The sequence below is a fragment of the Sphingomonas sp. GV3 genome (assembly GCF_031082075.1).
In the GTDB taxonomy this organism is placed as follows: domain Bacteria; phylum Pseudomonadota; class Alphaproteobacteria; order Sphingomonadales; family Sphingomonadaceae; genus Sphingomonas; species Sphingomonas beigongshangi.
This window is the reverse complement of the sequence record NZ_JARWLE010000001.1, coordinates 675,089-692,744: the sequence shown is the minus strand read 5'-3', so window position 1 is coordinate 692,744 and position 17,656 is coordinate 675,089. Positions and strand designations below refer to the sequence as shown.

The window sequence follows — 17,656 nt, the reverse complement described above, 5'->3', positions numbered from 1 at the left end:
CGGGAGTTACGGTGGGTGTTGGGAGGGCCAAACCCCGACCGCTTTGGGCCGCATGAGGCTATTCTAGCAACCAAACCGCGCCCGATGTGCCCGTGGATCGATGGTCCCCGGATCAGGTCCGGGGTGACGAGCCCCCCCCCCGTTTACCCCAGCCGGGCCAGTGCCGCCGACAGGCGCTCGGCTTCCGCCGCCTTTTCCGCGTGATCGGTGCGGGCCTTCTCGACCGCCTCGGGTTTGGCGCGTTCGACGAAGCTCGGGTTGCCGAGGCGCCCCGCAAGCGCGTCGCGTTCCTTTTCGGCTGCGGCGATCCCCTTGGTCAGGCGCGCCCGCTCGGCATCAATGTCGATCACGCCATCCAGTGGAATGATGTAGGTCGCCTCGTCCACGACGATCTGGATCGCCGCCCCCGCCGGCGCGGGCTTCATCGACACCTCCTCGAGGCGCGCGAGTTTGCGCAGCGTGGTGTAGGCACCATTGATCCTGTTCGCCGTCTCGGCGCTGGCGTCGCGGACATAAGCGCGCAGCATGGTGCCGGGCGCGATGCCCAACTCGTTCTTGGCCGCGCGCACCTCTCCGATCAGGCGGATGCGCCATTGGATGTCGGCGATCGCCTGCTGGTCGATCGATCGGGCATCCACCTCGGGCCATGGCGCTACGATCAGGTCCGCGTCGCGCGGGCCCATCGCATGCCACAGCTCCTCGGTGATGAAGGGCATGAACGGGTGGAGCATCACCAGGATCTGGTCGAGCACCCAGCCGGCGACCCGGCGCGTCTCCTCGGCATGCTGCGGCTGGGTTGCGGCATCCTCGTTCAGCGTCGGCTTGATCAGTTCGAGATACCAGTCGCAGAACCGGCTCCAGACGAACTGATAGACAGCGTTCGCGGCGCCATCGAAGCGATAGTCGGCGAGCGCGAGGTCGACCGCCTGCACCGCCTGAATCGTCTCGCCGATGATCCAGACGTTCACCGGCAGCGTCGCGGCCGGGACGGCGGGGCTTTGCGCGCCGACGATGCCGTTGGCCTGGCAGAAGCGCGCGGCGTTCCACAGCTTGGTCGCGAAGTTGCGATAGCCTTCGACCCGCTTCTCATCCATCTTGATGTCGCGGCCCTGGCTTTCCATCGCCGCCATGAAGAAGCGCAGCGCGTCGGCACCATATCGGTCGATCAGGCCGAGCGGATCGACGGTATTCCCCTTCGACTTCGACATCTTGGCGCCATCGGCGGCGCGGACCAGCCCGTGCAGGTAGAGCGTGCGGAACGGCACGTCCTTCATGAAGTGAAGGCCCTGCATCATCATCCGCGCATCCCAGAAGAACAGGATGTCGAAGCCGGAGATGAGCACGTCGTTGGGATAGCGGCCGCCGAGCGTCGGATCGCTCTGATCCGGCCACCCCATTGTCGCGAACGGCCACAGCGCCGATGAGAACCAGGTATCGAGCACGTCGGGATCGCGGATCAGCGCGACACCGTCCCCCGCCTCCGCCTGCGCCTCCTCTTCTGTCTCCGCCACGAAGACGCGGCCGTCGTCGGCATACCAGGCGGGAATGCGGTGACCCCACCACAATTGCCGGCTGACGCACCACGGCTGGATGTTCTCCATCCAGTTGAAGAAAGTCTTCTCCCAAGTCTTGGGGACGATCTTTATGGTTTCGTTCCGCACCGCTTCGATTGCCGGCTTGGCGAGCGTGGCGGCGTCAACATACCATTGGTCGGTCAGCCACGGCTCGATCACCACGCCCGACCGGTCGCCGAAGGGCGTCTGGATCGTACGGGGCTCGGCGTCGTGCTCGTTGCCGTCCTTGTCGACGTGCGGGATGAGGACATTCTCGTCCTTCAGCCGCGCGACCACCGCCTTGCGCGCGTCCGCCGTCGACAGGCCGAGGAAATCGGCCGGAATCAGGCCATCAGCGGTCTGGACGACCTGAGCCCTGGCATCGAGCATGTTGAGCATGTCGCGCGCGGCGATGCCGGCGCGCAGGCCGACCTCGAAATCGTTGAAGTCGTGGCCCGGCGTGATCTTCACCGCGCCCGAACCGAGTTCGGGATCGGCATGCTCGTCCGCGACGATCGGGATCAGACGGCCGGTGATGGGCAGGCGCACCTGCTTGCCGATCAGTGCGGTGTAGCGCGCATCGTCAGGATGCACCGCCACCGCCATGTCGGCCAGCATCGTCTCCGGCCGCGTCGTCGCGACCTCGATATGGCCGCTGTCGTCGGCCAGCGGATAGCGCAACCGCCAGAACTTTCCGGCGATCTCGCGCGTCTCGACCTCCAGGTCGCTGATCGCCGTGCCGAGGCCGGGATCCCAGTTAACCAGCCGCTTGTCGCGATAGAGCAGGCCCTGGCGGTGCAGTTCGACGAAGACCTTGAGCACGGCCTTCGAAAAGCCCTCATCCATCGTGAACCGCTCGTTTGCCCAGTCCATCGAGCAGCCGAGCCGGCGCAGCTGGCGCGTGATCGCGCCGCCGCTCTCCGCCTTCCAGTCCCAGACCTTGGCGACAAAGTCCTCGCGGCTATAGTCGGTGCGCTTCTCGCCCGTCGCCGCCATCTGGCGCTCGACGACCATCTGCGTCGCGATCCCGGCGTGATCGGTGCCGACCACCCACAGCGCATCCTTGCCCTTCAGGCGGGCGTGACGCGTCAGGATGTCCTGCAACGTGTTGTCGAGCGCATGGCCGATGTGCAGCGACCCCGTGACGTTCGGCGGCGGGTTGACGATCGTCCAGGGCTCGGCGCCCGGACGATCGGGACGGAACAGCCCGTTGCGCTCCCAATGGTCGTACCAGCGGGTCTCGATCGCGGCGGGGTCGAAGGTCTTGGGAAGCTCGCTCATAGTGAGCGGGCTTTAGCCAGCGCCGCCGCCCCCGTCACCCCCGACCGATCATGCGCCGCGGTCGTGCCCGATCCACGTCACCGGGCGGGCGCGTCCTTCGTCCACCGATCCATCCAGCCGAGCACCTCGCGATACCATTGGCGGGAGTTCCTCGGCTTCAGCACCCAGTGGTTCTCGTTGGGATTGACGACGAGCCGCGACGGCACGTCGCGCAGCTGCAACGCGGTGAAAGCCGCCAGGCCCTGCGTATAGGGGATGCGGAAGTCCTTTTCGCCGGTGATGACCAGCATCGGCGTCTTCCACGCGGTGACGTAGTTGACCGGATTCCACTTCTCATAGGCGGCCGGATCCTGGAAATAGGTCTTGCCGCCATGTTCCCAGGTGTCGAACCACAGCTCCTCGGTCTCATAGGCCATGGCGCGCGCATCGAAGACGCCGTCGTGCTGGACGATGCACTTGAACCGGTCGGGCCAGCGACCCTCGAACCAGTTCATCATGTAGCCGCCGTAGGACGCGCCGAGCGCGCAGGCCTTGTCGCCGTCGAGCCAGCCGAACTTCGCGGTCGCGGCGGCGAGCCCCTTCTGCAGGTCCTCCAGCGGCCATCCGCCCCAATTGTTGCGGATCGCGTCGGTGAAGGCCTGGCCGTAACCGGTGGACCCGTGAAAATCGACCGCGACGAGGCCGTAGCCCGCCCCGGCGAACACCGCCGGATTCCAGCGATAGGACCAGCTGTTGTCGCTCGATCCCTGCGGGCCGCCGTGCACCATATAGGCGACGGGGACCTTGCCGGTCGCGCCAGCGGGCTTCACCACATAGCCCCAGACGGTATCGGCGTTCGCCCCGGTGAAGCTGAACCGCGTCACCGTCGGCATGTCGATACCCGCCAGACGGTCGGCGTTGACGCTGGTCAGGCGCCGCGGCTTGCCGCGACCGGCGATCGCGTAGAAGTCATCCGGCGCGGTGAGGCTGTTGAGCGCGACGACCGCGCCCGCCGGCGTTGCCGCGACGGCGGAGACATGGCCCTGCTGCGTCAGACGCTCGACCTTGCCCGACTTCGGATCCACCGCCCAGAGCGGCATTTCCTGCGTATCCTGCGCGGTGACGTAGATGCGCTTCGAATCGGGCGACCAGGTGATCGAGCCGACAGAACGGTCCCAGCCCTCCGTCAGCGCGCGAACCTGACCACTGGCGACATCGCGCAGCATCAGCACCTGTCGGTCCGCCTCATAGCCTGGCCGCCGCATCGCGACCCAGGCGAGCGACTTGCCGTCCGGCGACACCGTCGGCAACGTGTCGGTGGCCTTGTTCGCCTCGGTCAGGTTGACGGGTGCCGATGAGCCGTCGGCCGGCACCGACCAGATGTCGAGATTGGTCGACAAGGGTTCGGTGGTGCCCGCGACGCGCAGCGCAAAATACAGCGTGCGACCGTCCGCGCTCCACGATAATTCCTCCCCGCCGCCGAAGGGTCGGGACGGCGTGTCGCCGTCGAGCCCGTGCTCGACCGCGACGCCATTGCCCGGCGCGCCGTCCGGACCGAGCGGCAGCACGAACAGCTGCGAATGCGTGCCGTCGGCCCAGCTGTCCCAGTGGCGAACGAACATCTTGTCGTAGACGCGTGCCGCGCCGGCGTCGGCGGCCTTCTTCTCGACCGCGGGCTCGAGGCTGGGCGCGTTGGGCTTGCGATCCGCCCAGACGACGATGCGGTCGCCGGTCGGCGCGACCTTGAACCCGCCGAAGCCGCCGCGGAAATCCGTCAGCTTGCGCGGCGTCCCGCCAGCGACCGGCACGGCCCAGATCGCGTCCTCGCCACCCTTGTTGGCGGTATAATAGACGGTGTCGCCGACGACCTGCGGCGAGTTCTCGTCGACATCAGGTTCGCCGACCAGCTTTTCCGGCGCCGCGCCCTTTCGCCGCAGATCCAGCCGCCACAGGTCGTACCGCCCGCGGTCCGCGGCGATATCAGTCTCGCGCTGCGCCCATACCAGCCAGCGACCGTCCTGCGATGCGGTCGGCGCGCCGATGCGGCGCAGCATCGTGACATCCTCGATCGTCAGTTGGCGGGCATCCGCGGGGGACGGTGCGAGGACGGCGGGGGCGAGAGCGAGCAGGCTCGCGGAAAGCAGCATCTTCATGCCGCACGATTAAGCAGAAGGCGCGCTTCGGGGCAACGCGTCAGCCGAGCCGTTCCTGACGATCGCGCGCCTAGCGCTGCATCGCCAGGAGGCGATCGAAAACGTCCATCTCGAGTGGTTTGTGGAACTGGCAACCCGCGACGAAATCATCCGCCCACATGACGTCGGCCGCCACCGACCCGCCTTCGGGCAGCGTCAGCCAGATGGTGGCCCCCTTCTTGAGGGCGGAATAGGTCTGCAGCCGGGCGCCGTGGATCGAGATATCGACGACCTTGCACAGCGTCCGCGCCGCCTTGCCGATATGCGCATCCAACGAAACCGGCGCACGCGGGGCGCGGCGCCGGCCGTTGAATTCGGCATCTTCATATTCCGCGGCAAACATGACCCGACCTTAGGTCCGGAGCGGTTAATGCCGCGTTGACGATGAACGTGGCGCTCAGCCCTTGCGCAGGGTGAGACCGCCGCCGAAGCGCTTGTTGAACCGCGCGACCTGACCACCCGCGTCGAGCATGGTGCCGCGACCGCCGGTCCAGGCCGGATGCGCCAGCGGATCGATGTCGAGCTGCATCGTGTCGCCTTCCTTGCCCCAGGTGGAGCGGGTCTCGAACACGGTGCCGTCGGTCATCTGCACCTTGATCATATGGTAGTCGGGGTGGGTATCGGCCTTCATGTCACTTGTCCTCGAAGCGGCTGGTTCCGACCAGCCTGTGGGGAAGGCGGCGCCCCTAAACGGCACGCAGCCTTTTGTCAAAGGTCGTACAAGGTCTGTGTCAGCCCTTGGCGGGCGGATCGGCGATCATCGCCGTGAAATTGGCTTCCGCGACGACTTGTCCGTCGATCTTCGCGACGCCGGCGAACTTGCAGACGCTCGCGCGCTTCTGGACGAACGAGACTTCCAGCCGGAGCAGCACGCCGGGCTCGACCGGCTTGCGGAACTTCGCCCCGTCGATCGCCATGAAATAGACGAGCTTGCCCGAGCCGGCGAGGCCCAGGCTCTCGACCGCGAGCACGCCCGCCGCCTGTGCCAACGCCTCGACGATCAGCACGCCCGGCATGATCGGACGGCCGGGGAAATGCCCCTGGAAGAAGCCCTCGTTGATCGTCACCGCCTTGATCGCGGCGATCGACTGGTCGGGGACCAATTCCTCGACCCGGTCGACGAGCAGCATCGGGTAACGGTGCGGCAGGGCCGCCATGACCTTCGTCACGTCGTACGTGGTCATGGCGCCCTTGGCCGCGCCGGTGGTCGTATCGCTATCGCTCACCGGTGCGACGCTCAGCGACCCGTCGGCGCCTTGCCCGCCGGAGCCGGCGCGGCGGGGGTGCCGGCGGCCGGAGCGGCCTGCGCACGACGCTGCGCATTGGCGGCGACGATCTGACGATACTGCTGGAGCAGCTGCACCGTCTCCTGCGTCGGCTGCCAGTTGGCGGGCGGCGTGACCGGCACGGTCGGGGTCGAACGGTCGATCTCCGCGATCACGTCGCGCGTCACGTCGGTCGACGCGGGGGCGTACTGGATTGCGCCGGGCGTCAGGACGATGTTGATCTTCTTCGCGGTGACGACGGCGCGCAGCGCGGCGTCATACTTCTGCGAGATCTGCTCGATCGCATAGGCCTGCGCCAGCGTCGCGGGACGCTGCAGCGATTCGATCTGCGGTTCCGCCTTTTCCTGCGCGGCGCGGACCTGGTTGCCGATGGCGCTGTTCGGCGTCTGCGCCGCCTGCAGCTCAGCCTGGCTGACCTGGCCGTCCTTGTTCGTGTCGAGCAGGGCGCGCAGCTGCGTGTTCAGCGCGGTCTGCTGCTGCGAAGCCTGATCCAGCTGCGACTTGTAGGTGGTCGAGATCTGCTGGTTCGCCGCGTCGAACGCCTTCGCGCTCAGGATCACCGCATCGGGCTGGACGGTGGCGATGCCCGCCGTCTGCGCCATGGCGCCGCCCGCGACCAGCGCGGCGGCGGCACCGGCGAGCGCCGCGAGCGAGGTCTTGGTCATGGTCTTCATTAGAACTGAGTCCCTACGTTGAAGGTGATGAGCTTGGGGTCGTCACCCGGCTGCTTGACGATCGCCTTGGCAAGATCGATGCGCAGCGGGCCGAACGGCGAATTCCAGTTGACGCCGATACCGACGGACACGCGCGGCAGGGCCGTCGAGCCGTAATAGGTTTCCTTGAACGGAGCAATCGGCGACTGGTAGGCGAGGCTGTTGGTCGAGGAACCGACGCACGGCGCGCCGACGGTGGCGGCGTAACCGATCGAGCAGGTCGTCGCGAGACCGGCGTTCGACGTGGCGGTCGCCGGCACGATGTAGATCTGGTTGCCCGATCCGTCGACGAGAAGCCGCTGGATCGGCAGCACCGTGACGTTGCCGTTCGCGTCGGTGACCGTCGGGAAGCTGGCGGTCGGCAGCGGCCGCGTCAGCCCCCACAGACTGCCCGCCTGGATGTAAATCGACGGGCGCAGGCCAAGCTCGCGCGCGCCGGCGCCGAGCGGCAGCTCGAGCTCCGCACGGGCAAGATAATAGGCCGTGCCGCCCAGCGCGTCGTCGACCAGCTGGTTGCGGTCGGTGACCAGCACCTGCTTGCCGTTCGCATCCGTCGTATAGGCCTGGCGCGTCACGCGCGGGCCGACGCCGCGGATGTCGAAGCCGCGGAACTGCGGTTCGCCGAGGTACCAGCGATCGGTGATGCGCACCGGATCGATGCCGGGCCCGCGGCTGCCCTCAAGCGACTTGATGTATCCGCCCTCGGCCAGCGTCGAGAAGACGAAGCCCTTGCCCAGGCCCCAGAATTTGGAGCCTTCGGCGCGGGTGCGGATATACTTCACGTCGCCACCCAGGCCGGCGAAGTCCTGGCTGAAGGTGAAGCGCTGCCCGGCGGTCGGACGCAGGCGGCTGTTGAGGCTGTCGTAGATCAGCGAATAGCCGATCGACGACGTCCAGCGATTGCCGATCGCCTCGCAGAGGTAACGGCCGGCCTTGAGCGGATCGCAGGCGCCGTTGGTGAAATAGGTCGCCTGGTCGAGACCGACCTGATCGTACGACAGGCCGTACCGTCCCGCGAGCTGCCAATATTCGGTGAGCGGCACGCCCGCACGGACCTGGAAGCCGGTCGACACCTGCGAATAGGTCGTCTGCCGCTGCGTCCCGATGTAGTTGAACGAATTATAGTCGCGCCGGAAGACGTCGACGGCGACGGCGACGTTCTTGTCGAACAGATAGGGCTCGGTGAAGCCCAGCTCGATCGACTTCGAGTAGACCGAATAGTTGACGCCGGCGCGCAGCTCCTGCCCCTTGCCGCGGAAGTTGCGCTGCGTGATATTCGCCTGGACGATAAACCGCTCGAGGCTGGAATAGCCGAGCGACAGCTGAAGCTCGCCGGTCGACTTTTCCTCGAGATTGGTTTCCAGCACGACGCGATCGGGCGACGAACCGGGGTTCTGCTTGATCTCCATCTTGTCCTGGAAGAAGCCCAGCGAGTTGATGCGATCCTGCGAGCGCTTCACCTGGAAGCTGTTGAACGCGTCACCCTCCGCCAGGCGGATTTCGCGGCGGACGACCTTGTCCTGCGTCTGCGTATTGCCGTTGATCTCGATCCGCTCGACATAGGTGCGCTGCGCTTGCCCGATGTGGAAGTTCAGCCCCATCGTCAGCGTTTCGGGGTCGCGGTTGTATTCCGGGTCGACCTGCGTGAAGGCATAGCCGAACAGGCCGGCGGCTTCGCTCAGCTGGTCGATCGAATCCTCCACCAGCTTGGCGTTGTACCAGTCGCCCTTCTTGACCGGCAGCGAGGAGGCGAGCTTCTTGTTGTCGAAGTCGCGGATCTCGCTGTCGACGGTCACGTCGCCGAACTTGTAGCGCTTACCCTCCTCGACCACGTAGGTGATGATGAAGTCCCGCTTGTCGGGCGTCAGCTCGGCGACCGCGCTGGTCACGCGGAAATCGGCATAACCCTGCGTCAGGTAGAACTGGCGCAGCTTCTGCTGGTCGTAGTTCAGGCGGTCCTGGTCATAGCTCGTGTTCGACGACAGCAGCCGGAACCAGCGCGACTGCTTGGTCGCCATCTCACCGCGCAGCTTGTCGTCGCTGAACACCTCGTTGCCGATGATGTTGATCTGGCGAACCTTGGACTTCGGCCCCTCGGTGATCTCGAACACGACGTCGACGCGATTCTGGTCGAGGTTGACCATCTTCGGGCTGACGACCGCGGCGAATCGGCCCTGGCGGCGGAACAGTTCGATGATGCGCGCGACGTCCTGGCGCACCGCGGTACGCGTGAAGATCTGACGCGGCGCGAGCTTGATCTCCTTGGTGATCTTGTCGCTCTTGAGCGCCTTGTTCCCCTCGAGGATCACGCGGTTGATGATCGGATTCTCGCGCACGCGGACGACGATGTCGCCGCTCTCCACGCCGGAGATGGTATAATCGACGAACAGGTCGGAGGCTTGGAGGTCCTTCAAGGCCTGGTCGAGCGTTTCCGCGGTGTACGGGATGCCGACGCGCAGCTTGGTATAGGAAAGCACCGTTTCCGGCTCGATGCGCTGCGATCCCTCGACGCGCAGCGTCTTGATGATCCGCTGCGCCTGCGGGGCGGCCGTGGTCGCCGGCGCCTTGCCCTGCGCACCGGCCGCGGGCGTCGCCTGCGGCGTGGGCGCGGCGGCAGGAGCGGTCTGGGCCATCGCGGGTACGCCCGACAGGACGGTGCCGGCCAGCAGCAGCGCACCCGTCTGCGCGAACTTGGAACTCTTCATCGCGGTCACTCAACCCACCCCAAATACATCAGGCGACAAGGCCCGGGCGCAAGCCCTGCCCCAAGCGGTTCAGCCGATCAACCCGGCCAGCCGTTGCCAGAGGCCAACGGCAATCAAATCATTGAAGGTCACGACCAGCATCAGCGCCAGCACCATCGCCAGCCCGCCGCGAAAAGCCCATTCCTGAACGCGGGGTTCGAGGGGACGACGACGCACCGCTTCGATCGCGTAGAAGAACAGATGACCGCCATCGAGCATCGGCACTGGCAGCAGGTTGATGAACCCCAGATTGATCGACAGCATGGCGACGAGCCACACGAACGCCGGAAGGCCGAGCGCCATCTGCTCACCCGAGATCTTGGCGATCCGGATCGGGCCGCCGAGTTCGTCGATCGAGCGGCGCCCGCTGATGATCTGGCCCAGCGTCTCCAGCGTACCGCCGATGATGTCCACGGTCATGCGTGCGCCGGCAACGGGCGCTTCGACGAGGCTGACCGGCGCGAGGACCGGCGCCCCGCTGGCGATACCGATGCGCCCGATGCGATATTCGTTGCCGAAACGGTCCCGCTGATGGACCGTGCCGATCGTCAGCGGCGTTTCGATCTGTCGGCCGGCGCGATCGATCGTCATCGTTACCGTCTGCGCCGGCCGGATCAGCGCGAAGCGCGCGAGGTCGGAAAAGGTGTCAACGCTGCGGCCGTCCACCGCAACGATCCGGTCGCCCTCCGCCAGGCCCGCCTTGGCCGCAGGTCCTCCCGCAACGACGCTGCCGACGACGGGCGGTGTCTTGTCCACGCCATAGCCATAGGCGAAGCCCGCCAGGATCAGCACCGCGAGTATCAGGTTCACCGCGGGCCCTGCACCGACGATGATCGCTCGCTGCCACAAGGGCTTGGCCTGGAAGGTGCGCATCCGCTCCGCCGCGGGGAGCGACAGCCAGGCCGCATCGGGCTGGCTGGCGGGGTTCATGTCCCCCGCGAAGCGGACATAGCCGCCGAGCGGCAGCCAACCGAATTTCCACCGCGTGCCGCGGCGATCGGTGAAGCCTGCCACCTCGCGGCCGAAGCCGATCGAAAAGGCTTCCGCCTTCACGCCGCACCACCGGCCGGCAAGATAATGTCCCATCTCGTGGATGAACACGAGCGGTCCGATCGCACAGAGAAAGGCGACGACGGCCAACAGGATGCCGGGAGACTGGATCAAACTACGCAATCCTCAACGCGCGAACCGGACCCCTGTATCAGGTCTTCCGCCAATCGTCTCGCTTCGGCATCGACGTCGAGGACATCCTCGAGCGTACCGGGCGGCGGCGGATCGAACCGGTCGAGGGTATCGGCGACGATTGCGGCAATTTCGAGGAAGCCGATCCGGTTCGCGAGGAATGCCGCGACCGCGATCTCATTGGCCGCGTTGAGGATCGCGGGACGTGCGCCGCCCGCATCCAATGCTTCGCGCGCCAGCCGCAGAGCGGGGAAGCGGACGGGGTCCGCCTCCTCGAAGTCGAGCCTTCCGATGCGCACGAGATCGAGCGGCTCCATCGGCGTCGTCATGCGGTCCGGCCATGCCAGCGTGTGGGCGATCGGCACGCGCATGTCGCTGGGACCGAGCTGGGCGAGCATCGACCCGTCGACATAGTCGACCATCGAATGGATCACCGACTGGCGATGCAGGACGATCTCGATGCGATCGGCGGGGACGGGAAACAGCCGCGCGGCCTCGATCAGCTCGAGCCCCTTGTTCATCATCGTCGCGCTGTCGACGCTGATCTTCGCCCCCATCGACCAATTGGGATGCGCGACCGCCTGCGCCGGGGTCACCGCGCGCATCGCCTCGGTCGACCAGTCACGGAACGGGCCGCCGCTGGCGGTGAGGATGATGCGCCGGACCCGCTCTGGATGCGCCTTCTCCAGGCATTGGAAGATGGCGTTATGCTCGCTGTCGGCGGGCAGCAGCGTCGCGCCCGAGCGCGCGGCCGCGGCGAGGATCACCTCCCCCGCCGAGACGAGCGGTTCCTTGTTGGCGAGGACGACGGTACCGCCGTCCTCGATCGCAGCCATGACCGGTCCCAGACCCGCGCAGCCGACGATCGCCCCCATCGTCCAGTCGGCACCGCGCGCGGCCTCGCACACCGCCTGTCGCCCGCCCGCGGCTCGCGTGCCCGTGCCGGCGAGCGCGTCGCGCAGCGCCGGCAGACACGTCGCATCCGCGACGACGGCAAGCTCGGCGCCGGTCCGGATCGCCGCGGCGGCGAGCCGGTCGACGTCGCAATTGGCCGTGAGCGCGCGCACGCGGAACCGGTCCGGCTCGCGCTCGACCAGATCGAGCGTGGAGGTACCGACGGAGCCGGTCGCACCCAGGATGTTGATCGTCTTCATGCGGCAAGCAGCATCGGCAGCACGACCAGCAGCGCCGCGACGGGTGCGACGGGCACGAGACCGTCCAGCCGGTCCAGCACACCGCCATGGCCAGGGATGATGCTGCCCGAATCCTTGACACCGGCCCGTCGCTTGAGATGGCTTTCGTACAGGTCGCCGGCTTGTGCGAGCACCGCCAGGACGGGCGTCGCCAGCACGAGCCGCACGGGTAATCCATAAGCGGCGTGCATCGCCAACGCGAGCAGCATCGCGGCGACGACACCGCCGACCAGTCCGGCCCAGGTCTTGTTGGGGCTGATCGATGGCGCGAGCTTGGGTCCCCCGATCGCGCGGCCGGCGAAATAGGCGCCGATATCGGTGGCCCAGACCAATGCAAGCGCCCAAAGGGTATAGACGATGCCGTCGGGCTTCTGCTCACGGATGAGAAGCACGGCGAAGATCGGCAGGCCGACATAGAAGGCACCGGCGCCAAGCTGCGGGCGGCGGGTGACGATGGTGATGAAGAAGAACACGCCCGCGAGCAATCCGAGCGCGAAGAAGTCCGGCCCCGCGGCGAGCGGGCTCATGATCGCCAGCGCCGCGAAGAGCGCGAACTGGCCGAGCCGCTTGTCGCGCGGCGTGGCGGCGTGCAGATCGCTCCACTCCGCCATCATGAACACACCGGCGACGGCCGTCAGCAGCCAGAGCGGAAAGCCGCCCAACGTCAGGCAGATCATGGCAAGCGCGATCAGTCCGAGACCCGCCAGCGTGCGCACCATCAACTCGGACGGCCGCCGCCCCCGTGGCGGCTGGTCGGAGGCGCTCACAGGCCGCCGTAACGCCGCTGGCGCCGACCGAATGCCGCCACCGCCTCTGCCAGGCTATCGGCGTCGAAATCCGGCCAGAGCGTATCGACGAACAATAATTCGGCATAGGCCGCCTGCCACAGCAGGAAATTGGACAGCCGCTGCTCCCCCGACGATCGGATGACGAGGTCGAGCGGCGGCAGGTCCGCGGTGTCCAGCTCCGCCTCGATATCCGCAGGGCCGATCGCGGCGGGATCGATCTCGCCGGCCGCCGCGCGCGCCGCCAGTCGTCGCGCCGCCGCGACGAGTTCCGCCTGCGACCCGTAGTTGAGCGCGATCGCCAGGACGGGGCCCGTATTGGCGGCGGTGCGGGCGACCGCGTCGTCGACCATGGCGACCAGGTCGGGCGCGAAGCGGCGATAGTCGCCGATGATCCGCAGCCGGACGTTTTCCGCGACCAGTTCCGCCAGATCGGAGCGGATGAACAGGCGCAGCAATCCCATCAACGCGCCGACCTCCTCTTCCGGGCGGCGCCAGTTCTCGGACGAGAAGGCGTAGAGCGTCAGCGCCTCGATCCCCATCGCGCGCGCGGCGCGGGTGACGCGGCGTACCGCCTCCACGCCCGCCTTGTGACCGGCGACACGCGGCAGATGCCGCGCCTTCGCCCACCGACCGTTGCCGTCCATGATGATCGCGACATGGCGCGGGACGGGACCGGTCTCGGGCACGGCGGAAAGAAGGGGCGCGCTGCTCATGCCGACACCCCGCAGGGAGCGAGACGCCGCGCACGCCCCCGGCATGCGCCCGACAGCGAGTGCCGTTCGCGCGTCACTTGCCCAGGATTTCCTTTTCCTTGGCCGCCGCCGCCGCGTCGACATCGGCGATGGTCGCGTCGGTCAGCTTCTGCACCTCCGCCTCGTGGCGCTTGCGCTCGTCCTCGCTGAACACGCCCTTCTTCTCGTCAGTCTTCAGGCTGTCCATGCCGTCTCGACGGACGTTGCGGACCGCGATGCGCGCCCCTTCCGCATATTTGCCCGCCAGCTTCGCCAGCTCCTTGCGACGCTCCTCAGTCAGATCGGGTATCGGCAGGCGCAGCGTCTGGCCGTCGTTGATCGGGTTGAGGCCAAGGCCCGCGGAGCGGATCGCCTTCTCGACCGGGCCGACGTTGGACTTGTCCCACACCTGCACCGACAGCATCCGCGGCTCCGGCGCGGAGACGGTCGCGACCTGATTGAGCGGCATGTGGCTGCCGTACACCTCGACTGTCACCGGATCGAGCAGCGCGGTGGATGCGCGCCCGGTGCGCAGGCCGTTCAGGTCATGCTTGAGCGATTCGACCGCGCCGGCCATGCGGCGCTCGAGATCGGACTTGTCGTAGGCGGCCATGGGTTACTCCGTTTCCTTCTGGACGACCGTCGACACGCCCTCGCCGTGCAGCACGGCGGCGAAATTGCCATGCTCTCGGATGTTGAAGACGACGATCGGAATGTTCGAATCGCGACACAAGGCCACGGCGCTCGCGTCCATGACCTTGAGGTTATGGGCCAGCACCGTGTCGTAGCTGACGGTGGCGTAGCGCTTGGCGTTCGGGTCCTTCTTTGGATCGGCGTCATAGACGCCGTCGACGCTCGTCCCCTTGAACAGCGCGTCGCAGTTCATCTCGGCGGCGCGCAGCGCGGCGCCCGAATCCGTGGTGAAGAAGGGGGAACCCACGCCGGCGGCGAAGATCACAACGCGCCCCTTCTCCAGATGGCGCATCGCACGGCGTCGGATGAAGGGCTCGCACACCGACGACATGGGGATCGCGGACTGGACGCGCGTCTCGACGCCGATCTGCTCGAGCGCATTCTGCACCGCGAGCGCGTTCATCACGGTCGCGAGCATGCCCATGTAATCGCCCGTCGCGCGTTCCATGCCGCGCGCCGCACCGGAGATGCCGCGGAAGATGTTGCCGCCGCCGACGACGATGCAGAGTTCGAACCCCTGCGCCTTCACGTCGGCGATCTCCGCGGCGACGCGCGCAGTGACGGCGGGATCGATCGCGAGACCCCCGCCGTCGCCCATCAGCACTTCGCCGGACAATTTCAACAAGATGCGTTTGAAGCGCGGCGCGGGGCTCATGAGGTCCTTGGGGTTATGGGGAAAGCGGCGCGGACCTTAGGCGGACAGCGGCGCGGGAGCAACCTCGACGCGCCGCCGTCCTGTGAGCTTTCGGTGCAAGAGCCCCTCCCGCTGCCGGGAGGGGCGATGCGCGGTCAGAAGCCTGTGCGCAGCGTCACGAAGAATTGCCGCGGCGCGCCGGCGAGCAAGGTCTGATTGTCGCCGCTCGCCGTGTAGCCGTTCGAACCGATCGTCGAGACATACTTCTTGTCAGTGAGATTGGTCACGCTGCCCTCGATCGCGAAGCCCCGCAGGACCCCGCCGCCCGCGCCGAACCGGTAGCCGATGCTCGCGTCGACCAGCACCCGCCCGCCGACCGACTGGTCGTTGAGGTAGGTGAAGTAGCGCTTGGACATGTAATCGGCGCCCGCGCGCGCGAAGACAGCGCCGTCGTCATAGACGATCTCGCCCTTCGCCATGTGCTCCGGCGTATCCACTACGGTCTTGCCCGCAGTGGCGGTGAGCACAGTACCCGCCGCGTTGCGCACATCGTCCTCGTAGGTCGCCTTGTTGTACGAATAGCTGGCGAACAGGCTGAGCGGCCGTACGATCCGGTAATAGGCGGACAGCTCCGCGCCATAGCTGTGTACGCTGCCGGCGTTGTTGAGCGTCGGCGGATTGCCGATGATGCCCGCCCCGTTCGAGAAGGACAACAGGCGGTTCGAGAAGTCGATGTAATAGCCGGCCGCCGATAGCTGCAGGCCGCCGCTCCGAAGGCGCGCGCCGCCCTCGATCGTCTTGGACGTCTCGGGCTTCAGCGTATTGGCGATGGCATTGAAGCCGGCCTGCGTCGTGGCGAACGGCCCGGTCGTCGCCGACGACACGAAGGCGCGCATATTCTCGGTATAGCTGGCGAAAAGCTCGGCGCCGTTGCCGAGCCCGAACACCGCGCCGACCTGCGGCAGGAACCAGTCCTCGGCCTTGATCCTGCCGTTGACCAGCGTCCCCGTCAGCAGGTTCGCCTGGTTCTTGACCCGCATGCCCTTCCAACCGCCGTTCAGCGTCAGCGCGCCCAGCCGGAGCGTATCGGCGACGAAATATTGCAGCGTCTCGGTGTCGTATTTCCCGTTCCACTGAGTGAAATACGGATTGGACTGGAAATCACGCGCGTTGCGATCGGGTGCCGTGTTGGACATGCCGTAGAAGCGGCGCGCCTGCGTGAAGCTGTTGCTCTCGTACCAACCGCCGACCTGCAGCTGGTTGGCACCCGTATCCAGCGTCAGGCGGGTCAGATTGCCGCCGCGATCGATGCCATATTCCGTCGTACGGAAACCGAGCGGCGAGGCGTAACCATATGCGGCGCTCGAGGCGAGTGGAAGCGGCTGCCCGGCGCCGCCGATCGCACCCGCCGGCGTCGGCGAATAGGGCGTGATCCACGACCCCTGCCCCTTGTTATGGTGGTAATAGGTCGTCGAGACGATGGAGAGCGCATCGGTCAGCTTGCCGTCGAAGGTGACGCCGCCCAGCCAGTCGCGGCGAAGACCCGCCGCATCGTAATAGGCATCGTCGACCGTGCCGAAGCCCGTCGGCAGGGCGAAGCCCGCCCCCGTCCAGGGAGCGACGAAGCCGGCGGCAGAGCCCTTGTTCGCCGCCTGATAGGCCGCCAGCGCGGCCTGATTCTGGTAGACCCGCGCGATCTGGAGCGCGAGCGCGTAATTATCCGTGATGTTGTCGTCGCGCAGGCCGCGCCGGCTGATGATGTCGTAGCTCAGATCCTGATAGTCATTCTCGCGCCTGTCGGAATAATTGACGAAGGCCGTGATGCTGCCGCGTTCCCCCAGGTCCTCCACGAGCTTGGCATTGACCTGGTGCTGGCGCTGCACGCCGAACCCCTTCCATTTGTCGGTGCTGAGATAACCGTAGCTGACGTAGCCCTTCAGGCCGCCACCGATGTCGCCCGTGTCCAGCCGGGCGAACCCGCGCCAGGTGTCGTCGCTGCCATATGTACCCGAAGCGGCCAGACCGATCGCGTCGGAGGGCCTGCGGCTGACGAACTGGATCGTGCCGCCGAGATTGCTGGCCGAAGCGGTGCCGAGCGCGCCCGCACCTTGAGCCACCGTCGTGCTCGCGAGATTCTCCGAGATGATCGCGCGGCTGATGTGCAGACCGTTCACGTTGCCATAGGACATATCGCCCAGCGGCACGCCGTCGAGCGTGAAGCCGAGCTGGTTCTGGTTGAAGCCACGCAGGCTGATGCGGGTGGACCATTCATAGGCGCCAAAGGCATCGGCCGACTGGAAATTGACGCCGGGCAGCTTGGCGATGGCCTTGAGCGGGGACGTGCCGGGCGTGAGCCGCTCCATGTCGATCGCCGAAACCGTCTGTACCTGGCGGCTTTCGCCAAAGCCGAGGACGACAATATCACTACTGTCCTGTCCGTTCGTCTGGTCGGCGGCAGCCTGGTCAGCAACCGCCGGCCCGCCGGGCGCGGCCTCCTGCGCGGTGGCGGGCGCGGACAGGCACAAGGCCGCAACACCGGCGAGCAGCGCGAACTTCGTCAACACGTTCATTTCCCCCTCAAAAGGTCCGTCGCGGCGGTAAGGGGGCAGCGGGACAGCACGGTGACCGTTCCGTTACGGCTGTATTGCACCCGTTGTTCGCGTCGGAGCGGCCTCGCCCATTCGAGC

14 protein-coding genes are annotated in these 17,656 nt (G+C 66.9%); all 14 read right to left on the bottom strand.

Features of this window, described 5'->3' with window-relative positions:
- Positions 1–143 precede the first annotated feature (143 nt).
- Positions 144–2,834 (bottom strand): valine--tRNA ligase, encoded by a 2,691-nt coding sequence (locus RF701_RS03120; protein WP_308814055.1) that lies wholly within the window; start codon positions 2,832–2,834, stop codon positions 144–146.
- 77 nt (positions 2,835–2,911) lie between these two features.
- The gene (locus tag RF701_RS03115; protein WP_308814054.1) at positions 2,912–4,966 is read right to left on the bottom strand and encodes a S9 family peptidase; all 2,055 of its coding nucleotides are present in this window, start codon (positions 4,964–4,966) and stop codon (positions 2,912–2,914) included.
- Positions 4,967–5,036: 70 nt separating this feature from the next.
- Positions 5,037–5,348: a PilZ domain-containing protein gene (locus RF701_RS03110; protein ID WP_210358885.1), complete on the bottom strand. Its 312-nt coding sequence runs from the start codon at positions 5,346–5,348 to the stop codon at positions 5,037–5,039.
- A gap of 54 nt (positions 5,349–5,402) precedes the next feature.
- Entirely contained in the window at positions 5,403–5,636 is a 234-nt protein-coding gene (gene rpmE, locus RF701_RS03105) for a 50S ribosomal protein L31 (RefSeq protein ID WP_115379900.1), read from the bottom strand.
- A gap of 100 nt (positions 5,637–5,736) precedes the next feature.
- On the bottom strand, positions 5,737–6,189 hold the full coding sequence (fabZ, locus tag RF701_RS03100) for a 3-hydroxyacyl-ACP dehydratase FabZ (RefSeq protein WP_308815604.1): 453 nt from the start codon (positions 6,187–6,189) through the stop codon (positions 5,737–5,739).
- A gap of 53 nt (positions 6,190–6,242) precedes the next feature.
- Positions 6,243–6,965, bottom strand: a complete 723-nt coding sequence (locus RF701_RS03095; protein WP_210358884.1) for an OmpH family outer membrane protein — start codon at positions 6,963–6,965, stop codon at positions 6,243–6,245.
- The gene (bamA, locus tag RF701_RS03090; RefSeq protein ID WP_308814053.1) at positions 6,965–9,709 is read right to left on the bottom strand and encodes an outer membrane protein assembly factor BamA; all 2,745 of its coding nucleotides are present in this window, start codon (positions 9,707–9,709) and stop codon (positions 6,965–6,967) included. Before bamA ends, RF701_RS03095 begins: the two co-directional genes overlap by 1 nt.
- Positions 9,710–9,778: 69 nt before the next feature.
- Positions 9,779–10,912, bottom strand: a complete 1,134-nt coding sequence (rseP, locus tag RF701_RS03085) for an RIP metalloprotease RseP (RefSeq protein WP_308814052.1) — start codon at positions 10,910–10,912, stop codon at positions 9,779–9,781.
- Complete coding sequence (locus tag RF701_RS03080; protein ID WP_203309897.1) at positions 10,909–12,084, bottom strand: 1-deoxy-D-xylulose-5-phosphate reductoisomerase; 1,176 nt, start codon at positions 12,082–12,084, stop codon at positions 10,909–10,911. The genes rseP and RF701_RS03080 overlap by 4 nt, the downstream gene beginning before the upstream one ends.
- Entirely contained in the window at positions 12,081–12,842 is a 762-nt protein-coding gene (locus RF701_RS03075; RefSeq protein WP_308815603.1) for a phosphatidate cytidylyltransferase, read from the bottom strand. Before RF701_RS03075 ends, RF701_RS03080 begins: the two co-directional genes overlap by 4 nt.
- 44 nt (positions 12,843–12,886) lie before the next feature.
- Positions 12,887–13,624 carry an isoprenyl transferase gene (locus RF701_RS03070; RefSeq protein ID WP_308814051.1) on the bottom strand — a complete coding sequence of 246 codons (738 nt, stop codon included), beginning with the start codon at positions 13,622–13,624 and terminating at the stop codon, positions 12,887–12,889.
- A 73-nt stretch (positions 13,625–13,697) separates the two neighbouring features.
- Complete coding sequence (frr, locus tag RF701_RS03065) at positions 13,698–14,255, bottom strand: ribosome recycling factor (protein WP_203309895.1); 558 nt, start codon at positions 14,253–14,255, stop codon at positions 13,698–13,700.
- A 3-nt stretch (positions 14,256–14,258) separates the two neighbouring features.
- Complete coding sequence (gene pyrH / locus RF701_RS03060; RefSeq protein WP_203309894.1) at positions 14,259–14,990, bottom strand: UMP kinase; 732 nt, start codon at positions 14,988–14,990, stop codon at positions 14,259–14,261.
- A 134-nt stretch (positions 14,991–15,124) separates the two neighbouring features.
- Positions 15,125–17,539 (bottom strand): TonB-dependent receptor domain-containing protein, encoded by a 2,415-nt coding sequence (locus RF701_RS03055; protein WP_308814050.1) that lies wholly within the window; start codon positions 17,537–17,539, stop codon positions 15,125–15,127.
- Between the last annotated feature and the right edge of the window lie 117 nt (positions 17,540–17,656).

What these genes read in the sequence shown, in the direction of transcription:
- RF701_RS03095 (WP_210358884.1), bottom strand. Translation starts at nt 6,965, where the DNA reads ATGAAGACCATGACCAAGACCTCGCTCGCGGCGCTCGCCGGTGCCGCC.
- rpmE (WP_115379900.1), bottom strand. Translation starts at nt 5,636, where the DNA reads ATGAAGGCCGATACCCACCCCGACTACCATATGATCAAGGTGCAGATG.
- bamA (WP_308814053.1), bottom strand. Translation starts at nt 9,709, where the DNA reads ATGAAGAGTTCCAAGTTCGCGCAGACGGGTGCGCTGCTGCTGGCCGGC.
- frr (WP_203309895.1), bottom strand. Translation starts at nt 14,255, where the DNA reads ATGGCCGCCTACGACAAGTCCGATCTCGAGCGCCGCATGGCCGGCGCG.
- pyrH (WP_203309894.1), bottom strand. Translation starts at nt 14,990, where the DNA reads ATGAGCCCCGCGCCGCGCTTCAAACGCATCTTGTTGAAATTGTCCGGC.
- RF701_RS03075 (WP_308815603.1), bottom strand. Translation starts at nt 12,842, where the DNA reads ATGGTGCGCACGCTGGCGGGTCTCGGACTGATCGCGCTTGCCATGATC.
- RF701_RS03115 (WP_308814054.1), bottom strand. Translation starts at nt 4,966, where the DNA reads ATGAAGATGCTGCTTTCCGCGAGCCTGCTCGCTCTCGCCCCCGCCGTC.
- fabZ (WP_308815604.1), bottom strand. Translation starts at nt 6,189, where the DNA reads ATGACCACGTACGACGTGACGAAGGTCATGGCGGCCCTGCCGCACCGT.
- RF701_RS03070 (WP_308814051.1), bottom strand. Translation starts at nt 13,624, where the DNA reads ATGAGCAGCGCGCCCCTTCTTTCCGCCGTGCCCGAGACCGGTCCCGTC.
- RF701_RS03110 (WP_210358885.1), bottom strand. Translation starts at nt 5,348, where the DNA reads ATGTTTGCCGCGGAATATGAAGATGCCGAATTCAACGGCCGGCGCCGC.
- RF701_RS03080 (WP_203309897.1), bottom strand. Translation starts at nt 12,084, where the DNA reads ATGAAGACGATCAACATCCTGGGTGCGACCGGCTCCGTCGGTACCTCC.
- RF701_RS03120 (WP_308814055.1), bottom strand. Translation starts at nt 2,834, where the DNA reads ATGAGCGAGCTTCCCAAGACCTTCGACCCCGCCGCGATCGAGACCCGC.
- RF701_RS03055 (WP_308814050.1), bottom strand. Translation starts at nt 17,539, where the DNA reads ATGAACGTGTTGACGAAGTTCGCGCTGCTCGCCGGTGTTGCGGCCTTG.